This window comes from Delftia sp. BGA-UO-ETr-SB1, assembly GCF_059567865.1.
Genome location: NZ_JCAQOW010000004.1, coordinates 741,444 through 758,352 on the forward strand (window position 1 = coordinate 741,444; position 16,909 = coordinate 758,352).

A 16,909-nucleotide genomic window follows, 5' to 3' on the forward strand; every position below is an offset into this window, starting at 1 on the left:
ATTGGTTGGACCAATTTGCCAATGGCCCACAAGGCGCCAGCGCGGGGAACACTCCCGGTCACCGTTGCAGCCAGCCAGCAGACATCCTGTGCGGATCGCACCGCATGCCAACGCTGCAACGAGAGGGAGTGGCCGACAAGGGGCGCTTACCGCGCCCTCCCCATCATCTAGAGACACGGTCATGCAAACCATCTGGCAGCAGAACTACGATCCCGCCGGGAACATCTGGATCTCGGCGCTGATCGCGCTGATTCCCATCATCTTTTTCTTCCTGGCGCTGACCAGGTTCCGTCTCAAGGGCTACCAGGCCGGCACCGTCACTGTGGCGCTGGCGCTGGGCGTGGCGCTGCTGTTCTACAAGATGCCCGTGAGCGCGGCACTGGCCTCGGCCGTGTACGGCTTCTTCTACGGCCTGTGGCCCATCGCCTGGATCATCGTGGCGGCCGTGTTCCTCTACAAGATTTCGGTCAAGACGGGGCAGTTCGACGTGATCCGCTCGTCCATCCTGTCGGTCACGCCCGACCAGCGGCTGCAGCTTATCCTGGTGGGCTTTTGCTTCGGCGCCTTCCTGGAGGGCGCGGCCGGCTTCGGCGCGCCCGTGGCCATCACGGCCGCGCTGCTGGTGGGCCTGGGCTTCAAGCCGCTGTATGCAGCGGGCCTGTGCCTGATCGCCAACACGGCGCCCGTGGCCTTCGGCGCCATGGGCATTCCCATCATCGTGGCGGGGCAGGTCTCGGGCGTGGATGCATTCGCCATCGGCCAGATGGCCGGCCGCCAGCTGCCCTTCATGACGGTGCTGGTGCTGTTCTGGCTGATGGCCATCATGGACGGCTGGCGCGGCGTCAAGGAAACCTGGCCTGCCGTGCTGGTGGGCGGCGGCTCCTTCGCCGTGGTGCAGTTCCTCACCGCCAACTACATTGGCCCCGAGCTGCCGGACATCACCTCGGCCATCGTCTCCCTGGTGGCGCTGACGCTGTTCCTCAAGGTCTGGCAGCCCAAGCGCATCTTCCGTTTCGACACGGAAGGCGAGGGCGGCAAGGCTGCGGCAGTTGCAGCACCGGCCATCACCTCCGGTGCGCCGCTGACGGCCGGCGCCGTCATCAAGGCTTGGTCGCCCTTCATCATCCTCACGGCCATGGTGACGGTCTGGAGCATCAAGCCCTTCAAGGCGCTGTTCGCCGCAGGCGGCCCGCTGGCCTCCACCGTCATCAACATCCCCGTGCCCTTCCTGCACAACCTGGTGGAGAAGACGCCGCCCGTCGTGGCCGCCGCTGCGCCCTACGGCGCGGTCTACACCTTCAACTGGCTGCTGGCCACCGGCACGGCCATCCTGATCGCGGCGCTGATCACCATCACCTTCACGCGCCTGTCTCCCGCCAAGGCCGTTGCCACGCTGGGCGAGACCTTCAGGGAACTGGCCGTGCCGATCTACTCCATCGGCATGGTGCTGGCCTTCGCCTTCGTGGCCAACTACTCGGGCCTGTCGGCCACGCTGGCCCTGGCGCTGGCGCACACGGGCCAGGCGTTCACGTTCTTCTCGCCCTTCCTGGGCTGGATCGGCGTGTTCCTGACGGGCTCGGACACCTCGGCCAACGCGCTGTTCGCCGCGCTGCAGGCCACCACGGCGCAGCAGCTGGGCCTGCCCCAGGTGCTCACGGTGGCGGCCAACACCACGGGCGGCGTGACGGGCAAGATGATCTCGCCCCAGTCCATCGCCATTGCCTGCGCGGCCGTGGGCCTGGCAGGCCGTGAGTCGGACCTGTTCCGCTTCACGGTCAAGCACAGCCTGATGTTCGCCGTGATCATCGGGGTGATCACCACGCTGCAAGCCTATGTGTTTACGTGGATGATTCCTGGGTATTGACATGAAACACCCCCTGAGTCGCTGCGCGCCTTCCCACTCTCTACCCGCTTCGCGGGGGAGGGGGACGACACCCTCGCGGCGGGGCGGCCCTTGCTCGGTGTCCCTGGCTTGGGCAGTGCGGGTTTCATGCGATGAGGCTGGCGCATAGCGCCGTGAATCACTGAAAACCAATTCTGAGAATCCCCATGCGCGTTGCCGATCAAGTTGTCGAGAAATTGCTTGCCCTGGTGCAGGCCAGCGGAGTGCAGCCCGGACAGCGGCTGCCCGCGGAACGGCAACTGGCGGCCGAGCTGGGTGTCTCGCGCACCTCGGTGCGCGAGGCCATACAGAAACTCACCAGCCAGGGCGTGCTGGCGGCGCGGCGCGGCGATGGCACTTACCTGCAGGAGCCGGCGCCGGCTGCCGAGCCTGCGGACTGGCTCAAGGACGCCATGCGGCCGCTGGCCGGCCTGATGGAGTCCGACTCCCACTACCGCTATGACGTGCTGGAAACCCGCCATGCGCTGGAGACCAGCACGGCCTGGCTGGCCGCCCAGCGCGCCACGGAGCGCGACAAGGACCATATCCAGCGCTGCTTCGAGGTGATGATCCAGCACCAGCAAAGCGGTCACGCCGAGCTGGCGGCGCGCGCCGATGCGCAGTTCCACCTGGCCATTGCCGAGGCCTCGCACAACCTGGTGCTGGTGCAGGTCATGCACAGCCTGTTCACCGTGGTGCTGTCCACGGTGGAGCGCAACCGCCATGACATGTTCCGCCTGAGCGCACCCCAGACCCTGCAGGAGCTGACCGTGCAACACCAGAGCCTCATGCAGGCCATCCTGGACGGCGACCCGCAGCGCGCCCGCGAATGCATCGGTGAGCACCTGGAGCATGTGCGCACCACCATCCAGCGCCTGGACGAGGACCGCGCGCGGCGCGAGCGCTCCATGCGGCTGCCTCTGGACGCCGCGCCCGCGCTGCTGCCCACTTCAGACCTGATACGAAAGACATGAGACACCCATCATGATCATCTCCTCCACCTCCGACTACCGCGCAGCGGCGCAAAAGCGCCTGCCGCCTTTCCTGTTCCACTACATCGACGGCGGCGCCTATGCCGAGCAGACGCTGCGCCGCAATGTGGAAGACCTGGCCGCTGTGGCGCTGCGCCAGCGCGTGCTCAAGGACATGAGCCGGCTGGACACCAGCATCGAGCTGTTCGGCGAGAAGCTGTCCATCCCCGTGGCGCTGTCGCCCGTGGGCCTGACGGGCATGTACCGCCGCCGCGGCGAAGTGCAGGCCGCACGCGCGGCCGACGCCCATGGCATTCCTTTCACCATGTCCACGGTTTCGGTCTGCCCCATCGAAGAGGTGGCGCCCAAGATCAAGCGCCCCATGTGGTTCCAGCTCTATGTGCTCAAGGACCGGGGCTTCATGCAGAACGCGCTGGAGCGTGCCCAGGCGGCCGGCTGCTCCACCCTGGTCTTCACCGTGGACATGCCCGTGCCCGGCGCGCGCTACCGCGATGCGCATTCGGGCATGAGCGGCCCGAATGCCGCCATGCGCCGCTACTGGCAGTCGGTCACGCACCCGGCCTGGTCCATGGACGTGGGCCTGCTGGGCCGCCCGCATGACCTGGGCAACATCTCGGCCTACCGGGGCAGCCCCACGGGCCTTGCCGACTACATCGGCTGGCTGGGCGCCAACTTCGATCCCTCCATCTCCTGGAAGGATCTCGAATGGATACGCGCCTTCTGGAAGGGGCCCATGGTCATCAAGGGCATCCTGGACCCCGAGGACGCCAAGGACGCCGTGCGCTTTGGCGCCGACGGCATCATCGTCTCCAACCATGGCGGCCGCCAGCTCGACGGCGTGCTGTCCTCGGCCCGCGCGCTGCCGGCCATTGCCGATGCGGTCAAGGGCCAGATCAAGATCCTGGCCGACTCCGGCATCCGAAACGGCCTGGACGTGGTGCGCGCCATCGCCCTGGGCGCCGACTGCGCCATGATCGGCCGCGCCTTCATCTACGCCCTGGCCACCTCCGGCGAGGCGGGCGTCAAGCACCTGCTGGAACTATTGGAAAAGGAAATGCGCGTGGCCATGACGCTGACCAGCGTGAGCAAGGTATCCGACATCACCGGCGACCTGCTGGTGCGCCAGCCATGAGCGCGCTGCAGACTCCGGTCGTCTCCCGCGAGGCCCTGCTGCTGCAGTTGCGCGAAGCCGTGGGTGCCGCCCATGTGCTCACCGACGACCAGGCCACGCGCCGCTTTCGCAAGGGCCACCGCACGGGCGAGGGCCCGGTGCTGGCCGTGGTGCGGCCCGCGACGCTGCTGGAGCAGTGGAAGGTGGTGCAGGCCGCCGTGGCGGCCGGGCGCATCGTCATCATGCAGGCCGCCAACACGGGCCTGACGGGCGGCTCCACTCCCGACGGCGCGGACTACGACCGCGAGATCGTGCTCATCAACACCTTGCGCATCACCGGCGTGCAGGTCATTGGCGGCGGCGCCCAGGTGGTCTGCCTGCCCGGCGCCACGCTGGACCGGCTGGAGCAGGCGCTGGCACCGCTGGGGCGCGAGCCGCATTCGGTGATCGGCTCGTCGTGCATCGGCGCCTCGGTGCTGGGCGGCATCTGCAACAACTCGGGCGGCGCCCTGGTGCGGCGCGGCCCGGCTTACACCGAGCTGGCGCTGTACGCGCGCGTCTGCGACGACGGCTCGCTGGAACTCGTCAACCACCTGGGCATCGCCCTGGGCCGCACGCCCGAGGAAATCCTCACGCGGCTGCAAAACGGCGACTACACCGAAGCCGACATCGCCCATGATGCGCAGCGCGCCGCCTCCGACCCGCGCTATGCCGAGGCCGTGCGCGCCGTGGACGAGGACACGCCCGCGCGCTTCAACGCCGACCCTTCGCGCCTGTTCGAGGCCTCGGGCTCGGCCGGCAAGCTGTGCCTGTTTGCCGTGCGGCTGGACACCTTTCCCAAGGAGCCCAGCACCGTCTTCTACATAGGCAGCAATGCGCCCGACGACCTCACGGCCGTGCGCCGCGAGCTGCTGACCGCGCTGCCGCGCCTGCCGATCGCGGGCGAGTACATCCACCGCACGGCCTACGACATCGGCGAGAAATACGGCAAGGACACCTTCCTGCTGATCGACCGCTTCGGCACGGCCAGGGTGCCGGCCGCCTTCGCCCTCAAGAGCCGCGTGGACGGCTTCTTCGAGCGCTTCGGCCTGCGCGGCGTCACCGACCGCGTGATCCAGGCGCTGACCAACCTGCTGCCCAGCCACCTGCCCGCGCGCATGCGCCAGTGGCGCGACCGCTACGAGCACCACCTGCTGGTGCGCGTGTCCAACGACACGGCCGAGGCCACGCGTGAATTCCTCACGCGGCAATTCAGCGGCAGCACCACGGGCGGCTGGTTCGAGTGCGATGCCGACGAGGGGCGCAAGGCCTTCCTGCACCGCTTCGCCATCGCGGGCGCGGCCATCCGCTACCGCGAGGTGCACCGCGCCCAGGTCGAGGACATCGTGGCCCTGGACGTGGCCCTGCGCCGCAACGACCGCGAATGGGTGGAGCAGCTGCCCGCCCAGGTCGAGCGCGACATGGTCCACAAGCTCTACTACGGCCACTTCTTCTGCCATGTCTTCCACCAAGACTACATCGTCAAGAAGGGCGTGGACCCGCTGGCCATGGAGCACCGCATGTGGGAACTGCTGGACGCGCGCCGCGCCGAGTACCCGGCCGAGCACAACGTGGGCCACCTCTACGTGGCCAAGCCCGCGCTGGCAGGCTTCTACCGTGAACTGGACCCCACCAACACCTTCAACCCCGGCATAGGCCACACCTCGCGCAAGCTGGGCTGGGAGGAGTGCTGCGACCGGCCGGGGGGATGGCCGAAGGGGTATTCGGAGTAGGGGGCTGTGTGGAAGGGTACGCCAGAGCCAACTGGCGTATCACGATCCACAGTTCTGCCGGGTCGCCATCGGCCAGGATGGCGTTGATGGTCTCGACGGCCAGGATCGGATCGCTGCGGTACAGCTCGGCCATGGCGTCGTCATGGGACCTGCTTCGCATCATCCGATCTCCTCAAAGCCTGCCTCTGTTCAATCCAGCTGGATGTTTCCTGCCGTGGGCAGGATGCTGTCCAGCACCCAGGCCTGCACGGCGGCAGTGTCGGCAAGGTCGCCGTCGAAGACGAACTGCGGCAGGTAAGGCTTGCCCTCCTTGTCCTGGCGCCCGTGGTTCTTCCAGACCTTGAGGGGGACGCGGAACGTCACTGTGGGCGAAAGTGCCTTGTCGGCCACGTCGGTGTACTGCGTGTCCGTTCCGGTCATGCTGCCCACGTGCACGATGCCCGGAATCTGCAGCGCCGCACTCACGAAATCCAGGCAGGCGCTCTGGCATTGGGCATCCGTGACCAGCACCAGCTTGCCCTTGAAGGGGTTTGCGCGTGCGGCGGCGGTGTCTTGCTGCAACTCCTTGTGCGTTTCATCGACCTGCGGCTGCTCGACAAAATCTTCCCCGCGCGATGCGGCATCGCCCATCAGCGAGGCCATCTGCTGTGTGAACTGGTAGACCAGGCTGCCGGCGCCTTCCGTCCGCAGGAGCTGTGTCCTGCGCTCTTCGAACGCCTCCAGGGCCATGGCGGAGACACGCCAGTAAGCCCTGGCTTGGGAGTGCTGCGTGGTGCCTGCCGTGATGGCATCTGTCAGCAGGGCCATCAGGATGCGGTAGCCGAGCAGGGAGTTGCCTCCGCCATTGCCGCGCACATCGAGCACCACGGCCTGCGCATCTCCTGCCTGCCGGATGCCCTCCAGCATTTTCTCGAAGGCGGCCATGGCCTTCTCGGACGATGGCATGAAGTTGGACGCTTGGACCCACTGCACTCCCGGTCGCACTTCCTTGATGCCCTGGCGCGGTGCCCGGGGCCGCGCCAAGGCACGGGCGTCCTTGTCGTCCAGCGGCTGCCATGCCAGGTTGAAACTCCGGATTTCGCCAGCGGCGGAGCGGGTCGTGCATTGACGCACCCTGAGCGGCTCCCACAGCGGGGCGCTGGGCGATTCGCGGGTCAGGTGCCATGCCAGATCGGACTTCGTTCCCTCCAGGTGCACGAGCCGGTCCACGAAGGGCGCCACTTTGTCAGTGAGCAGATCGTCGATGGGGATGCCGTCGCACGACAGTACCTGCTCCCCCACCTGCGGCGTATCGATCGGCCATTGCGCAGCGCGGCCCGAGACGCGGTAGCGGCCTGCCTGGCGCTGCACGGCCCAGCCTGCCCAGGTCGTGCGCACAGGCGTGGCGGCATGGTGGTTGCGCCATATGGCCAGATGGCCGTCCCGGTATCCGGTGGTGTAGAAGCGCAGCGCGGCAAAGGCCTGCTGCTCCGTGGCTGCGCGCCCAGCCAGCGCCATGGCCTGGTCGTATCCCTCGCTGAACCACTGGTGGAAAGCACTTGCGCCAGGGTCGAGAACGGCGGGATGTGCCTCCCGGATCATCTGGTGCATTCGCTGGATGTCGGCCACGGCGGTGTGGCTCCAGCGCGCTGCCTCCTGGCGGGCCTGTTCGGGCGTGGGCCTGTCGGCCTTGCCCCCGTCCTGCGCCTGGCAGGTCCAGGCGATGAAGAGCCATGACAGCCCTGCGATCCATCGACGATCCATGGTCTCCCTCTCTTTCTGTGCCGCACTGCAGGCGGCATGGCGTGGAAAGCGGGGAAGTGTGCAGGGGTGCGCAGTGAAAAGATATCGGAATGATCTGAATCCGTGCTTTCCGACAAGCCCCCGCTGCCGGCCTGCACAAAAGCTGCAGGCCGGCAGCAGCCCTCACAGATTGATGAACACCGACTTGGTCTCCAGATAGGCGTCCAGCGCCGTGCGGCCCATGTCGCGGCCCATGCCGGACTGCTTGTAGCCGCCGAAGGGCATGCCCGGGTCCAGGGTGCTGTGGCAGTTGACCCAGACCGTGCCGGACTGGATCTTGGGGATCAGCCGGTGGACCTTGGACAGGTTGTTGGACCAGATGCTGGCGCCCAGGCCGTAGGGCGTGTCGTTGGCCCAGGCGGCGACTTCGTCGAGGTCGTCATAGGGCATGGCCACGAGCACGGGGCCGAAGATTTCCTCGCGGGCCACGCGGTGGTCGTGCTGCACGCCGGTCATCACCGTGGGCTGCACGAAGTAGCCGCGCTGGCCTGCGCGGGCGCCGCCCGTCACCACTTCGGCACCCTGGCTGCGGCCTATGTCGATGTAGCTGCAGACGCGCTCCATCTGCTCCTGCGAGACCAGCGGGCCCATCTGCGCGCTGGGGTCCAGGCCATGGCCCAGGGTGAGCTGGGCGGCCTGGTCGGCCACGTCGACCACCACGCGGTCGAACATGCTCTTGTGCACGTACAGGCGCGAGCCCGCGCAGCAGACCTGGCCATGGTTGAAGAAGATGGCATTGGCCGCACCCGCCGCCGCCGTGGCGGGATCGCAGTCATCCAGCACGATGACGGGGGACTTGCCGCCCAGCTCCAGCGTGATGCGCGTCATGTTGTCCATGCAGGCATGGCCGATGAGCTTGCCCACCTCGGTCGAGCCCGTGAAGCTGACCTTGTTGACCAGCGGGTGAGAGACCAGGGGCGCGCCCGTGCCGGGGCCGTCGCCCGTGACCACGTTGAACACGCCGGGCGGAAAGCCCGCTTCCTGGATCAGTTCGGCCAGCATCAGCGCGGTCAGCGGCGTTTGCTCGGCGGGCTTGAGCACCAGGGTGCAGCCGGCAGCCAGCGCGGGCGCCAGCTTCCAGGTGGCCATGAGCAGGGGGAAGTTCCAGGGCACGACGGCGGCTACCACGCCCACGGGCTCGCGCCGGGTGTAGGTGAACATCTGGGCCTCGGGCGCGAAGGGCACGGAGTGCTCGTGCGTCATGCCCTCGATCTTGGTGGCCCAGCCGGCCATGTAGCGGATGGAGTCGATGGCCATGGCGATGTCCACGGCGCGCGCAATGGCGGCGGATTTGCCGTTGTCCAGCGATTCGACCTCGGCCAGGGCCTGGGCATGGGTCTCCATGAGGTCGGCCAGGCGCAGCATCAGGCGCTCGCGCTCCACGGGGCGCATGCGGCCCCAGGGGCCCAGGTGCAGCGCGCGGTGGGCGGCGCGCACTGCAAGGTCCACGTCGGCCGGGCCGGCGCTGGCGACTTCGGCGATCACGGCCTCGGTGGCCGGGTTGACGGTGGACAGGCGCTGGCCGGTCTGGGCCGCCACCCATTGGCCGTCGATGAAGAGGTCATGCGTGCCCCGGTTGAGGAAGGCGCTGGCGCGTTCGGTGATCTGGTGCTGGATGTCACTGAGGTTCATGGTGTGCTCCTTGGTGGTGGGCAGGGGACAGGGGGTGTGGATTCAGAAAACCTGCAGCAGGCGCAGGTTGATGCGGGCGTTCTCCTTGAAGCCCTGGCGCACATGCAGGTCGCGGCCCACGGTGGCCAGCAGCTGCGTCTTGGGCGCGACAAACACCGCGCCGCCGAAAGAGACCTTGGTGGTGGACTGGCGGTCGCTTTGCGACACGCCGTTGACCTGGGTCTCGCCGCCCGTCAGGTGCGACAGGCCCAGGCGCAGGTCCGAGGTGTCCGACAGGTGGTAGCGCAGCAGGCCCTGGAACTGGAACTGCGCCTTTTGCTTGAGCGTGGCGCTGTGGGCGCCGAAGTCGTCGTTCTTGCCGAAGACGGTGACATCGGCCGCCAGGTCCATGGTCACGCTCTTGCCCAGCGGCTTGATCCAGCCGGCCTGCAGGGCGGCCTTCCAGCGGTTCTCGCCCAGGCTCAGCGGGTCGTTGCGGTTGTACTGGCCCGTGGGCAGCCAGACAAAGGGGGTGATGCCGAAGTGCTCCTTGTCGCCGGGCTTTGTCAGCCACAGGGTGGCGGCCAGCATCAGGTCGCCCACGCCGGTATTGCTGCCCATGGCCGCGATATCGCGCGAGGCCGACAGGCGCCCGAAGGGCAGCAGGAACTGCGGGTCGATCACATAGTCGCCCAGCTTCATGAAGTGCACGCCGCGCGCTATGCCGATGTCCGAGGTCAGCCTCGGCCGTATGGGCGCCTGGTCGCCATTGGCATAGAGGCTGTCGCGCGTGGCGTGCTGGTAATAGACCATGCCCAGCGTGGTGCCCGGAGGCAGGGCGGTGTAGTCGCCTGCGTCGATGTCGACGGCCTGGGCGTTGAAGGAGGCGCATGCGGCCATGGCTGCCAGGGCCAGGGATGCGCGGGTGAAGGGCTTGGATGGCATGGCGAGGAGTCCGGTCCGGTGTTTTCAGGCAAAGCCCTGCCCAGGCCTGCTGCAGGACAGCAGGGCCGGGGAGGGGGATGGGAGGTTGGGGGAGGGGAGGAGGGCAGCTCGCGCTGGCTACTTGGGCCGCACCGCGTCGGCCGTGCCCTGAATGAAGGCCTTGATCTTTTCCACGTCTTCCATGCTCAGCTTGCCTGTGAAGTCCGGCATGCCGCGCGACATGGCCGGGCCCTTGAAGATGAACTTGTCCAGGTGCTCGATATAGGCCGGGTCCAGGTAGCCCAGGTTGGGCAGGTTGCCGCCCCGGTCCACGCCGGGCACGCCGTGGCAGAAGGCGCAGTTGCTGACGTACAGCGCCGTGCCCTCGGCCACCAGGCTCTTGTCGTAGGGCACGCCCTGCAGCAGCTTGCCCTGCTGGTAGGCGACGAAGGCAGGCGCCTCGGCCTTGCCGTCCAGCGCGAAGGTGTAGACCGTGCCCGGGCCCTTGCGCTCGGTGTGGCGTGCGGCCAGGCCGTAGACGCCGCCCCAGCCCACGGCGATGGAGACGTACTGCCGGCCATCGACCTCATAGGTGATGGGTGCGGCCACCACGCCCGTGCCCGTGGGCTTTTCCCAGAGCTTCTTGCCGTTGCGCGCGTCATAGGCCACGAAGCGGCCGTCGGCCGTGCCCTGGAACACCAGGTTGCCCGCCGTGGCCAGCGTGCCGCCGTTCCAGGGCGAGGCATGCTCCACGCGCCAGCGCTCCTTTTGCGCCACCGGGTCCCAGGCGATCAGGCGGCCGAAGGGCGTGCTCTTGGGCGGCTCCATGTTGACCAGCGTGGCCGTGTTCCAGCCGATATTGCTGTGCGGCTCGGGCAGGGAGCCACCGTTGAACTTCCAGTTCTTGTTGTCCTGCAGGGTCAGCGGCACATGCTGGGCCGGCAGGTAGGCCAGGCCCGTGTCGGGGCTGTAGGACATGGAATGCCAGTTGTGCGCGCCGAAGGGGCTGGGGATCACGTCGCGCGCGCGGTCGCCGCTGCGCGCAATCGGCGTCTCGATGGGGCGGCCCTTGGCGTCGTAGCCGCTGGCCCAGTTCACATCGACGAAGTTCTTGGCCGAGATGAACTGGCCGTTGGTGCGGTCGATCACGAAGAAGAAGCCGTTCTTGGGCGCATGCAGGATGACCTTGCGCGGCTTGCCGCCGATCTTGATGTCGGCCAGCACCATGGGCTGGGTGGAGGTGAAGTCCCAGCTGTCGCCCGGCGTTTCCTGGTAGTGCCAGACGTACTCGCCCGTATCGGGGTTCAGCGCCACGATGCTGGCCAGGTACAGGTTGTCGCCACCGGCCGGGCTGCGCTTGGCTTGCGCCCAGGGCGAGCCGTTGCCCGTGCCGATGTACATGAGGTTGAGCTCGGGGTCATAGGCCATGGTGTCCCAGGCCGTGCCGCCGCCACCGGCCTCCCACCACTTGCCGGCCGGGTCCCAGGTCTTGGCGGCGCGGGCCATGGCCTCGTTCTCGAAGGGCTTGGACGGGTCGCCGGGCACGGTGAACCAGCGCCATTGCTGCGCGCCGGTCTCGGCGTCATAGGCCGTGACATAGCCGCGCACGCCGTACTCGGCGCCGCCGTTGCCGATCAGCACCTTGCCCTTGATGACGCGCGGCGCGCCCGTGATGGTGTACGAGTAGGCGCGGTCGATGATGGTGTCCTGCTCCCAGACCTTCTGGCCCGTGGCCGCGTCCAGCGCCACCAGGCGGCCATCGAAGGCTCCCACATACACCTTGCCCTTGTAGACCGCCACGCCCCGGTTGACCACGTCGCAGCAGCCCTTGAAGCCGTTGGCGCGGTCCACGCCGGGGTCGTAGCTCCACAGGCGCTTGCCGGTGCGCACATCCACCGCATGCACCACGCTCCAGCTGGCCGTGACGTACATGATTCCATCGACCACCACGGGCGTGGACTCCACGCCGCGCGTGGATTCCAGGTCATATGACCAGACCAGGCCCAGCCGCTTCACATTGGCCGTGTCCAGCTGCCTGAGTTTGGAAAAGCGCGTCTCGCTGTAGTCCATGCCGTAGCTGGGCCAGTCCTTGGAACTGCGCGCGTTGTCGCGGATGCTCTGCGAGTCGATGCGCGAGGTGACGGCGCGTATGTGCTCGGGCGAGCCTTTGCCTGGCAGGCCGGCCTGCGCCAGCGCGGCGCCCGGCAGGGCCAGCACCAGGCCGGCGGCCAGCAGCGTGGAGGAAAGCACGTGGGTCTTCATGTTGTCTCGTCTCCTGTGTGGTTTGTTTTTGCGTGCATGGCGCTGGGGGCAAGGGCACCATGTGGGAGACGATAAAAAAAGCGCCCCGGCGCCACAACATTCGGATTTACCCGGGGGCGGATCTGTACCGCCGTGGAACAGCTCAGAACGTCCGGCTGACCGTCACCCCGGCCGACAGCCCGCGTCCCGCACCCGGTTCGAAGAACCGCTGGTTGCCCTCGTTGACGATGACCGACCCCGCATAGCGCCGGTCGAACAGGTTGTCCAGCCGCACAAAGGTCTGGGCGCTCCATTGCTGCCATTGCCGCGACCAGCGCAGGCTGGAGCCCCAGACGGTGTAGCCGGCCGCGCGGTCGGTGTTGCGGTCGTTCACGGCCACGGGGCCGCTGTGCAGCATGTCCACGGTCCAGGTCCATTGCGGCGACAGCTGCCAGGCCAGCTCGCTCCACAGGCGGCGCGGCGCGGTGCCGGCCAGGCGCGCGCCGGCATCCACCGGGGCGGTGGGCGTGGTGCAGGGCGTGGCCTCGCAGGTCAGGAAGCTGTCGCGGTAGCGGGCCTGCAACAGGGTCAGGGCGGTGCTGGCCGTGAGCGGCCCCCATTGGACATTGCCCGAGAATTCCAGCCCCCGGCGCAGCGTGCGGCCTGCGTTCTGGTAGGTGGCGCGCCCGCCCGTGTTGGACAGCACGGTGAGTTCGCGCTGGGTATGGGTCTCGAACAGCGTGAGGTTCCAGCCCGCGTTGCCGTGGCGCCCGCGCAGGCCGACCTCGACGGTGTTGTGGGCGCTGGCGGCCAGGCCGGTGTTCAGGCCGCTGTTCATGCCATTTTGGCCACCGGGCCGGTAGGCCACTTCGTTGAGCGTGGGCGTCTCCATGCCCCGGCCCACCGATGCGTGCGCCACCAGGTCCGGCAGCAGGTTCACGCGCAGGCCCAGCGAGGGCAGCCAGCCGCGCCAGGCCATGCTGCCGCTGTCGTCGCCATTGCCGGCTGTGATGTAGTGGTCCTCGGAGCGGTAGCGCACGCGCGCCTGGCGCAGGCCGGCGCTCAAGCCCAGGTTCTGCGTGCTCCATTCAGCCTGCAGATAGGGGTCGGCGGAGCGCGCCTGGTTGCGTTCGTCGCGGCGCAGCCGGCCCTGCACGCCGAGCTGGCTGCCGATGAAGTTCTCGTAGCCGCGCCGGGTCTCGCCCTGCCAGTCGTAGGCCAGGCCTGCCGACCAGTCCAGCCGGCCGCCGGCCACGTCCTCATGGGTGCTGCGCCAGCGCAGGTTCATGCCTGCGTAGTCGCGGTCCAGGTCGATCACGCCGCCCGAATGCGAGGGCGGTGCCTGCGTGGCCACGGGAATGGACTGGTACTGCAGCACGGAGCGCGTACCCGCATAGGCCATGAGTTCCAGACGCTGGCCCGCGCCGAACTGGTGCTGCCAGGCGGCGCCCAGCTGGCGCTGGCGCACGCTTTTGCGCGTATTGAAGCGCAGCGCGCTGGCCGTGGTCTGGCCGGGGTCGGCCTCGAACTCGGCGCGTGTCAGGCCCAGCGGGTCCTGGGCGCTGGAGCGCTGCTCCTGGTACTGCAGCAGCCACTGGTCGTCGCCCTGTTTGCGTGACAGCTTCATGTGGGCCGTGCTGCGGTCGGCGGCCGACTGGGGGCGCATGCCGTCGGTGGCGAAGCGCTCGATGTGGATGGCATAGCGCCAGGGGGCGGAGCCGCCATCCGCCTGGTCCGGCTTTCCGCCACCGATCGTGCCGCGCAGTTGGGTGGACAGGCGCCACAGCCCGTCCGGCCCCACGGCCACGCCGCTGCGCCACAGGCCGGGTTCCTCGCCGTCTTCGGTGTACAGCAGCAGCGCACCGCCTGCGCTGTTGCCGTAGAGCACGGCGGCCGGGCCGCGCACCACGTCCAGTCGCGCGGCGTTGCCCAGCGTGAAGTTGGCGGCCTGGCCCTGGCCATCGGGCGCGCCGGCCGGAATGCCGTCCACGTACAGGCGCAGCCCGCGCACGCCAAAGGTTGAGCGCGCACCGAAGCCGCGCACCGAGATCTGCAGGTCCTGAGCGAAGTTCTGGCGGTTCAGCAACACCAGGCCCGGCACGCGCGCCAGGCTCTCGGACAGGTTGATCTGCATCTGCCCGTCTCGCAGCACGGCGCCTTCCACGCTGTCGATGGCGGCGGTGGCACGCCACAGGTCGGGGCCGGCGCCGGGCTGGCTGGCCGTGATGACCACGGGGGCGAGCAGGGCCTCGCTGGAGTCCTGCGCTGCGTCCGCCGCGTGGGCGGGTAGCGCGGGCAGGGCGTGCAGCGTACAGGCCAGTGCGGCGCCCAGGGTGGACAGGGCGGGCCGGGTGTGTCTTGTGCTGTATGGAGAGCGTGTCATTGCGGGCGGGCCTGTGGCGATGCCCGAGGTTACCGAGCCCGGCAATCCGTTCCAACACGGGTGATTTCCCTAGTGCTGTCCTGTGCCGTGGCGGAACAACAATCGCGGCAGTTTTGATGTCCGTCATGCAACAGCCGCCTTCCGCCCCACGGTCCTCCAACCCCTTCTATGCCACGCGCCAGGACCGGGTGGCGCTGGCGCGCGAGCGCTATTTCGAGCGTGGCGAGCGCCCCTCGGGCCTGGTGTCCGAGCCCGTGCTGCAGTCCTGGACGCGCTGCCTGGGCGCCAGCCGCAGCCCCGACGAGAAGATCAGCTTCGACCCGGTCAGCAAGATCCGCACGGCCACCTTGCTGACCCACAACCGCGCGCTGATCGAGGCGGCGCGCGACCCCATCGCCGAACTCGAGACCGTGATCGCGGGCAGCCAGGCGCGCGCCATGCTCACCTGCAGCGAGGGCGTGGTGCTGATCGCCTCGCGCCCCACGCCGGGCGACGGCCCGCTGCTGCTGACGGCCGCGCGCGTGGGTGTGAACATCGCCGAGGATGCCGTGGGCACGGGCGCACCCGGCGTGGCCGTGCGCACGGGCGAGGTCTGCCATGTGCGTGGCGGGGAGCATTTCTTTCGCTGCCTGGCCTCGCTTCACTGCGCGGCCGCGCCCGTGCGCGACGCCAGCGGGCGCACCGTGGCCATGCTGGACCTGAGCAGCGAGGCGGGCCCCTTTCGCTTCGATGCGGGCGCCATGGCCCACATGTACGCCACCTGCATCGAGAACCGGCTGCTGGTGGGCGCCGCCCGCATGCACCTGCTGCTGCGCTTCCAGTCCAGCCGCAGCATGTTCGGCACGCCGCTGGAAGGGCTGGCCGCCGTGGATGGCGAAGGCATGGTGCGCTGGTTCAACGGCGTGGGTGCCCAGTTGTTCGACAGCCCGCGCCGGCCCGCCGAGGGGCTGGCGGCAGAGGAAGTCTTCGGCCTGGGCCTGAACCAGTTGCTGGAGCTGGCCCACCACGGCCAGGCCCGCCCGCAGATGCTGCCCACGGGGCTGACGCTGTGGATGGAGGCGAGGCTGGATGAGGCATCTTCCCAGGTCGAGAAGATGCTGCCGGCCATCGAGGCCCTGCCACCGCCCGCCGAGGCGCCGTCCGAGGCACCGTCTTCCCTGGGCGAGGCCAGCCGCGAGCTGATCGAGCAGGCCCTGGCCCGCTGCCAGGGCAATATCTCGCAGGCCGCCCGCATGCTGGGCGTCTCGCGCGGGCTGCTGTACCGGCGCCTGCGGGAGTGGGGGCGGCTCTAGCTGGCCAGCGCGCTGCGCATCCATTCGATGAAGACCCCTGCCTGGGCGGGCAGCGCACGCCCTGCAGCGGGCACGGCGCGCAGGCCACCCTCGAAGGGCACGAAGCCATGGGACGCCACCAGCAGCCCTTCCTTGAGCTCGCGTGCGATCAGCCGCTGCTCCACCAGGGCAACGCCCAGGCCCGACAGTGCCGCCTCTATGCACAGGTGGGTGTGGGGGAACGCCAGCGTCTCGCCCAGGGCCACGGGCTGGCCCGTGAGGGCTTCCCACTGGTTCCAGGCGCTGGCCGTGTACTCATGTGCAATGCGCGCGCGATTGGCGGGCCGGCGCCGGGCATAGGCCGGCGTGCAGACGGCGCCGAAGTGCACGGGCGCCAGTTCGATGGCGCGGCGGCGGTCGGCCTCGGCGTAGGTGGACAGGTCCCAGGCAATGATCAGGTCGGCGCCCTCGTGGCGCATCTCGCGCGCCGAGGTCATGGACAGGCGGATGCGGATATGCGGGTGGCTGCGGTAGAACACCGCCAGCTGCGGCACCAGCCAGCGCATGGCAAAGGTAGCGCTGCAGGCCACATGCAGCCCCGGTGCCTGGGCGTCGCGCGCCAGCTGGGCATAGGCGGCCTCCAGCTGGTCGAAGGCCGTGCGCACCGAGGCATGGAAGGCGGCACCCGCCTCGGTCAGGCGCAGGCCCGTGCCTTCTTTCTCGAACAGCGCCGCGCCCGCGTGCTCCTGCAGCAGGCGCAGGTGGCGGCTGATGGCACCGTGGCTGCGGCACAGTTCCTCGGCCGCGCGTGTCACCGAGCCGGTACGGGCAATGGCCTCGAAGGCGCGCAGGGCGGCCAGCGGTGGCAGTTGTCTCATGGAAATCAATTCGTCAGAAAAGCTGACGCATGGGCAGAAAAACTGCATTGTCCCGCATCGCC

11 protein-coding genes are annotated in these 16,909 nt (G+C 68.6%); 5 read left to right on the top strand and 6 right to left on the bottom strand.

The window, feature by feature from the left end:
• Positions 1–181 precede the first annotated feature (181 nt).
• The 4 genes from lldP (at position 182) to dld (ending at position 5,757) form a co-directional block, all read left to right on the top strand.
• Positions 182–1,864: an L-lactate permease gene (gene lldP / locus AC57B5_RS03815; RefSeq protein WP_099752771.1), complete on the top strand. Its 1,683-nt coding sequence runs from the start codon at positions 182–184 to the stop codon at positions 1,862–1,864.
• Between the two features lie 185 nt (positions 1,865–2,049).
• On the top strand, positions 2,050–2,856 hold the full coding sequence (lldR, locus tag AC57B5_RS03820; RefSeq protein WP_063326343.1) for a transcriptional regulator LldR: 807 nt from the start codon (positions 2,050–2,052) through the stop codon (positions 2,854–2,856).
• Positions 2,857–2,866: 10 nt separating this feature from the next.
• Entirely contained in the window at positions 2,867–4,006 is a 1,140-nt protein-coding gene (lldD, locus tag AC57B5_RS03825) for an FMN-dependent L-lactate dehydrogenase LldD (protein ID WP_012205184.1), read from the top strand.
• A complete protein-coding gene (gene dld / locus AC57B5_RS03830) occupies positions 4,003–5,757 on the top strand; it encodes a D-lactate dehydrogenase (RefSeq protein WP_496398770.1) in 1,755 nt (584 codons plus the stop codon). Before lldD ends, dld begins: the two co-directional genes overlap by 4 nt.
• Positions 5,758–5,946: 189 nt before the next feature.
• Here dld and AC57B5_RS03835 read toward each other — a convergent pair whose 3' ends face one another.
• From AC57B5_RS03835 to AC57B5_RS03855, 5 genes are all read right to left on the bottom strand, one after another.
• Positions 5,947–7,500, bottom strand: a complete 1,554-nt coding sequence (locus tag AC57B5_RS03835; RefSeq protein ID WP_496398771.1) for a S41 family peptidase — start codon at positions 7,498–7,500, stop codon at positions 5,947–5,949.
• A gap of 162 nt (positions 7,501–7,662) precedes the next feature.
• On the bottom strand, positions 7,663–9,171 hold the full coding sequence (locus AC57B5_RS03840; protein ID WP_496398772.1) for an aldehyde dehydrogenase family protein: 1,509 nt from the start codon (positions 9,169–9,171) through the stop codon (positions 7,663–7,665).
• Positions 9,172–9,213: 42 nt separating this feature from the next.
• On the bottom strand, positions 9,214–10,095 hold the full coding sequence (locus AC57B5_RS03845) for a transporter (RefSeq protein ID WP_496398773.1): 882 nt from the start codon (positions 10,093–10,095) through the stop codon (positions 9,214–9,216).
• Between the two features lie 117 nt (positions 10,096–10,212).
• Positions 10,213–12,336 carry a PQQ-dependent dehydrogenase, methanol/ethanol family gene (locus AC57B5_RS03850; protein ID WP_496398774.1) on the bottom strand — a complete coding sequence of 708 codons (2,124 nt, stop codon included), beginning with the start codon at positions 12,334–12,336 and terminating at the stop codon, positions 10,213–10,215.
• A gap of 142 nt (positions 12,337–12,478) precedes the next feature.
• On the bottom strand, positions 12,479–14,698 hold the full coding sequence (locus tag AC57B5_RS03855; RefSeq protein WP_496398775.1) for a TonB-dependent receptor domain-containing protein: 2,220 nt from the start codon (positions 14,696–14,698) through the stop codon (positions 12,479–12,481).
• A gap of 125 nt (positions 14,699–14,823) precedes the next feature.
• Between AC57B5_RS03855 and AC57B5_RS03860 the strand changes: the two genes are divergently transcribed.
• Positions 14,824–15,990 (top strand): helix-turn-helix domain-containing protein, encoded by a 1,167-nt coding sequence (locus tag AC57B5_RS03860; RefSeq protein WP_496398776.1) that lies wholly within the window; start codon positions 14,824–14,826, stop codon positions 15,988–15,990.
• Here AC57B5_RS03860 and AC57B5_RS03865 read toward each other — a convergent pair.
• On the bottom strand, positions 15,987–16,895 hold the full coding sequence (locus tag AC57B5_RS03865; protein WP_496398777.1) for a LysR substrate-binding domain-containing protein: 909 nt from the start codon (positions 16,893–16,895) through the stop codon (positions 15,987–15,989). The genes AC57B5_RS03860 and AC57B5_RS03865 overlap by 4 nt on opposite strands.
• Positions 16,896–16,909: the final 14 nt, after the last annotated feature.

Excerpts from the sequence above, each read along its gene's own strand:
- AC57B5_RS03850 (WP_496398774.1), bottom strand. The coding sequence starts at position 12,336 with ATGAAGACCCACGTGCTTTCCTCCACGCTGCTGGCCGCCGGCCTGGTG.
- lldD (WP_012205184.1), top strand. The coding sequence starts at position 2,867 with ATGATCATCTCCTCCACCTCCGACTACCGCGCAGCGGCGCAAAAGCGC.
- AC57B5_RS03865 (WP_496398777.1), bottom strand. The coding sequence starts at position 16,895 with ATGCAGTTTTTCTGCCCATGCGTCAGCTTTTCTGACGAATTGATTTCC.
- AC57B5_RS03840 (WP_496398772.1), bottom strand. The coding sequence starts at position 9,171 with ATGAACCTCAGTGACATCCAGCACCAGATCACCGAACGCGCCAGCGCC.
- AC57B5_RS03860 (WP_496398776.1), top strand. The coding sequence starts at position 14,824 with ATGCAACAGCCGCCTTCCGCCCCACGGTCCTCCAACCCCTTCTATGCC.
- AC57B5_RS03855 (WP_496398775.1), bottom strand. The coding sequence starts at position 14,698 with ATGACACGCTCTCCATACAGCACAAGACACACCCGGCCCGCCCTGTCC.
- AC57B5_RS03835 (WP_496398771.1), bottom strand. The coding sequence starts at position 7,500 with ATGGATCGTCGATGGATCGCAGGGCTGTCATGGCTCTTCATCGCCTGG.
- AC57B5_RS03845 (WP_496398773.1), bottom strand. The coding sequence starts at position 10,095 with ATGCCATCCAAGCCCTTCACCCGCGCATCCCTGGCCCTGGCAGCCATG.
- lldP (WP_099752771.1), top strand. The coding sequence starts at position 182 with ATGCAAACCATCTGGCAGCAGAACTACGATCCCGCCGGGAACATCTGG.
- dld (WP_496398770.1), top strand. The coding sequence starts at position 4,003 with ATGAGCGCGCTGCAGACTCCGGTCGTCTCCCGCGAGGCCCTGCTGCTG.
- lldR (WP_063326343.1), top strand. The coding sequence starts at position 2,050 with ATGCGCGTTGCCGATCAAGTTGTCGAGAAATTGCTTGCCCTGGTGCAG.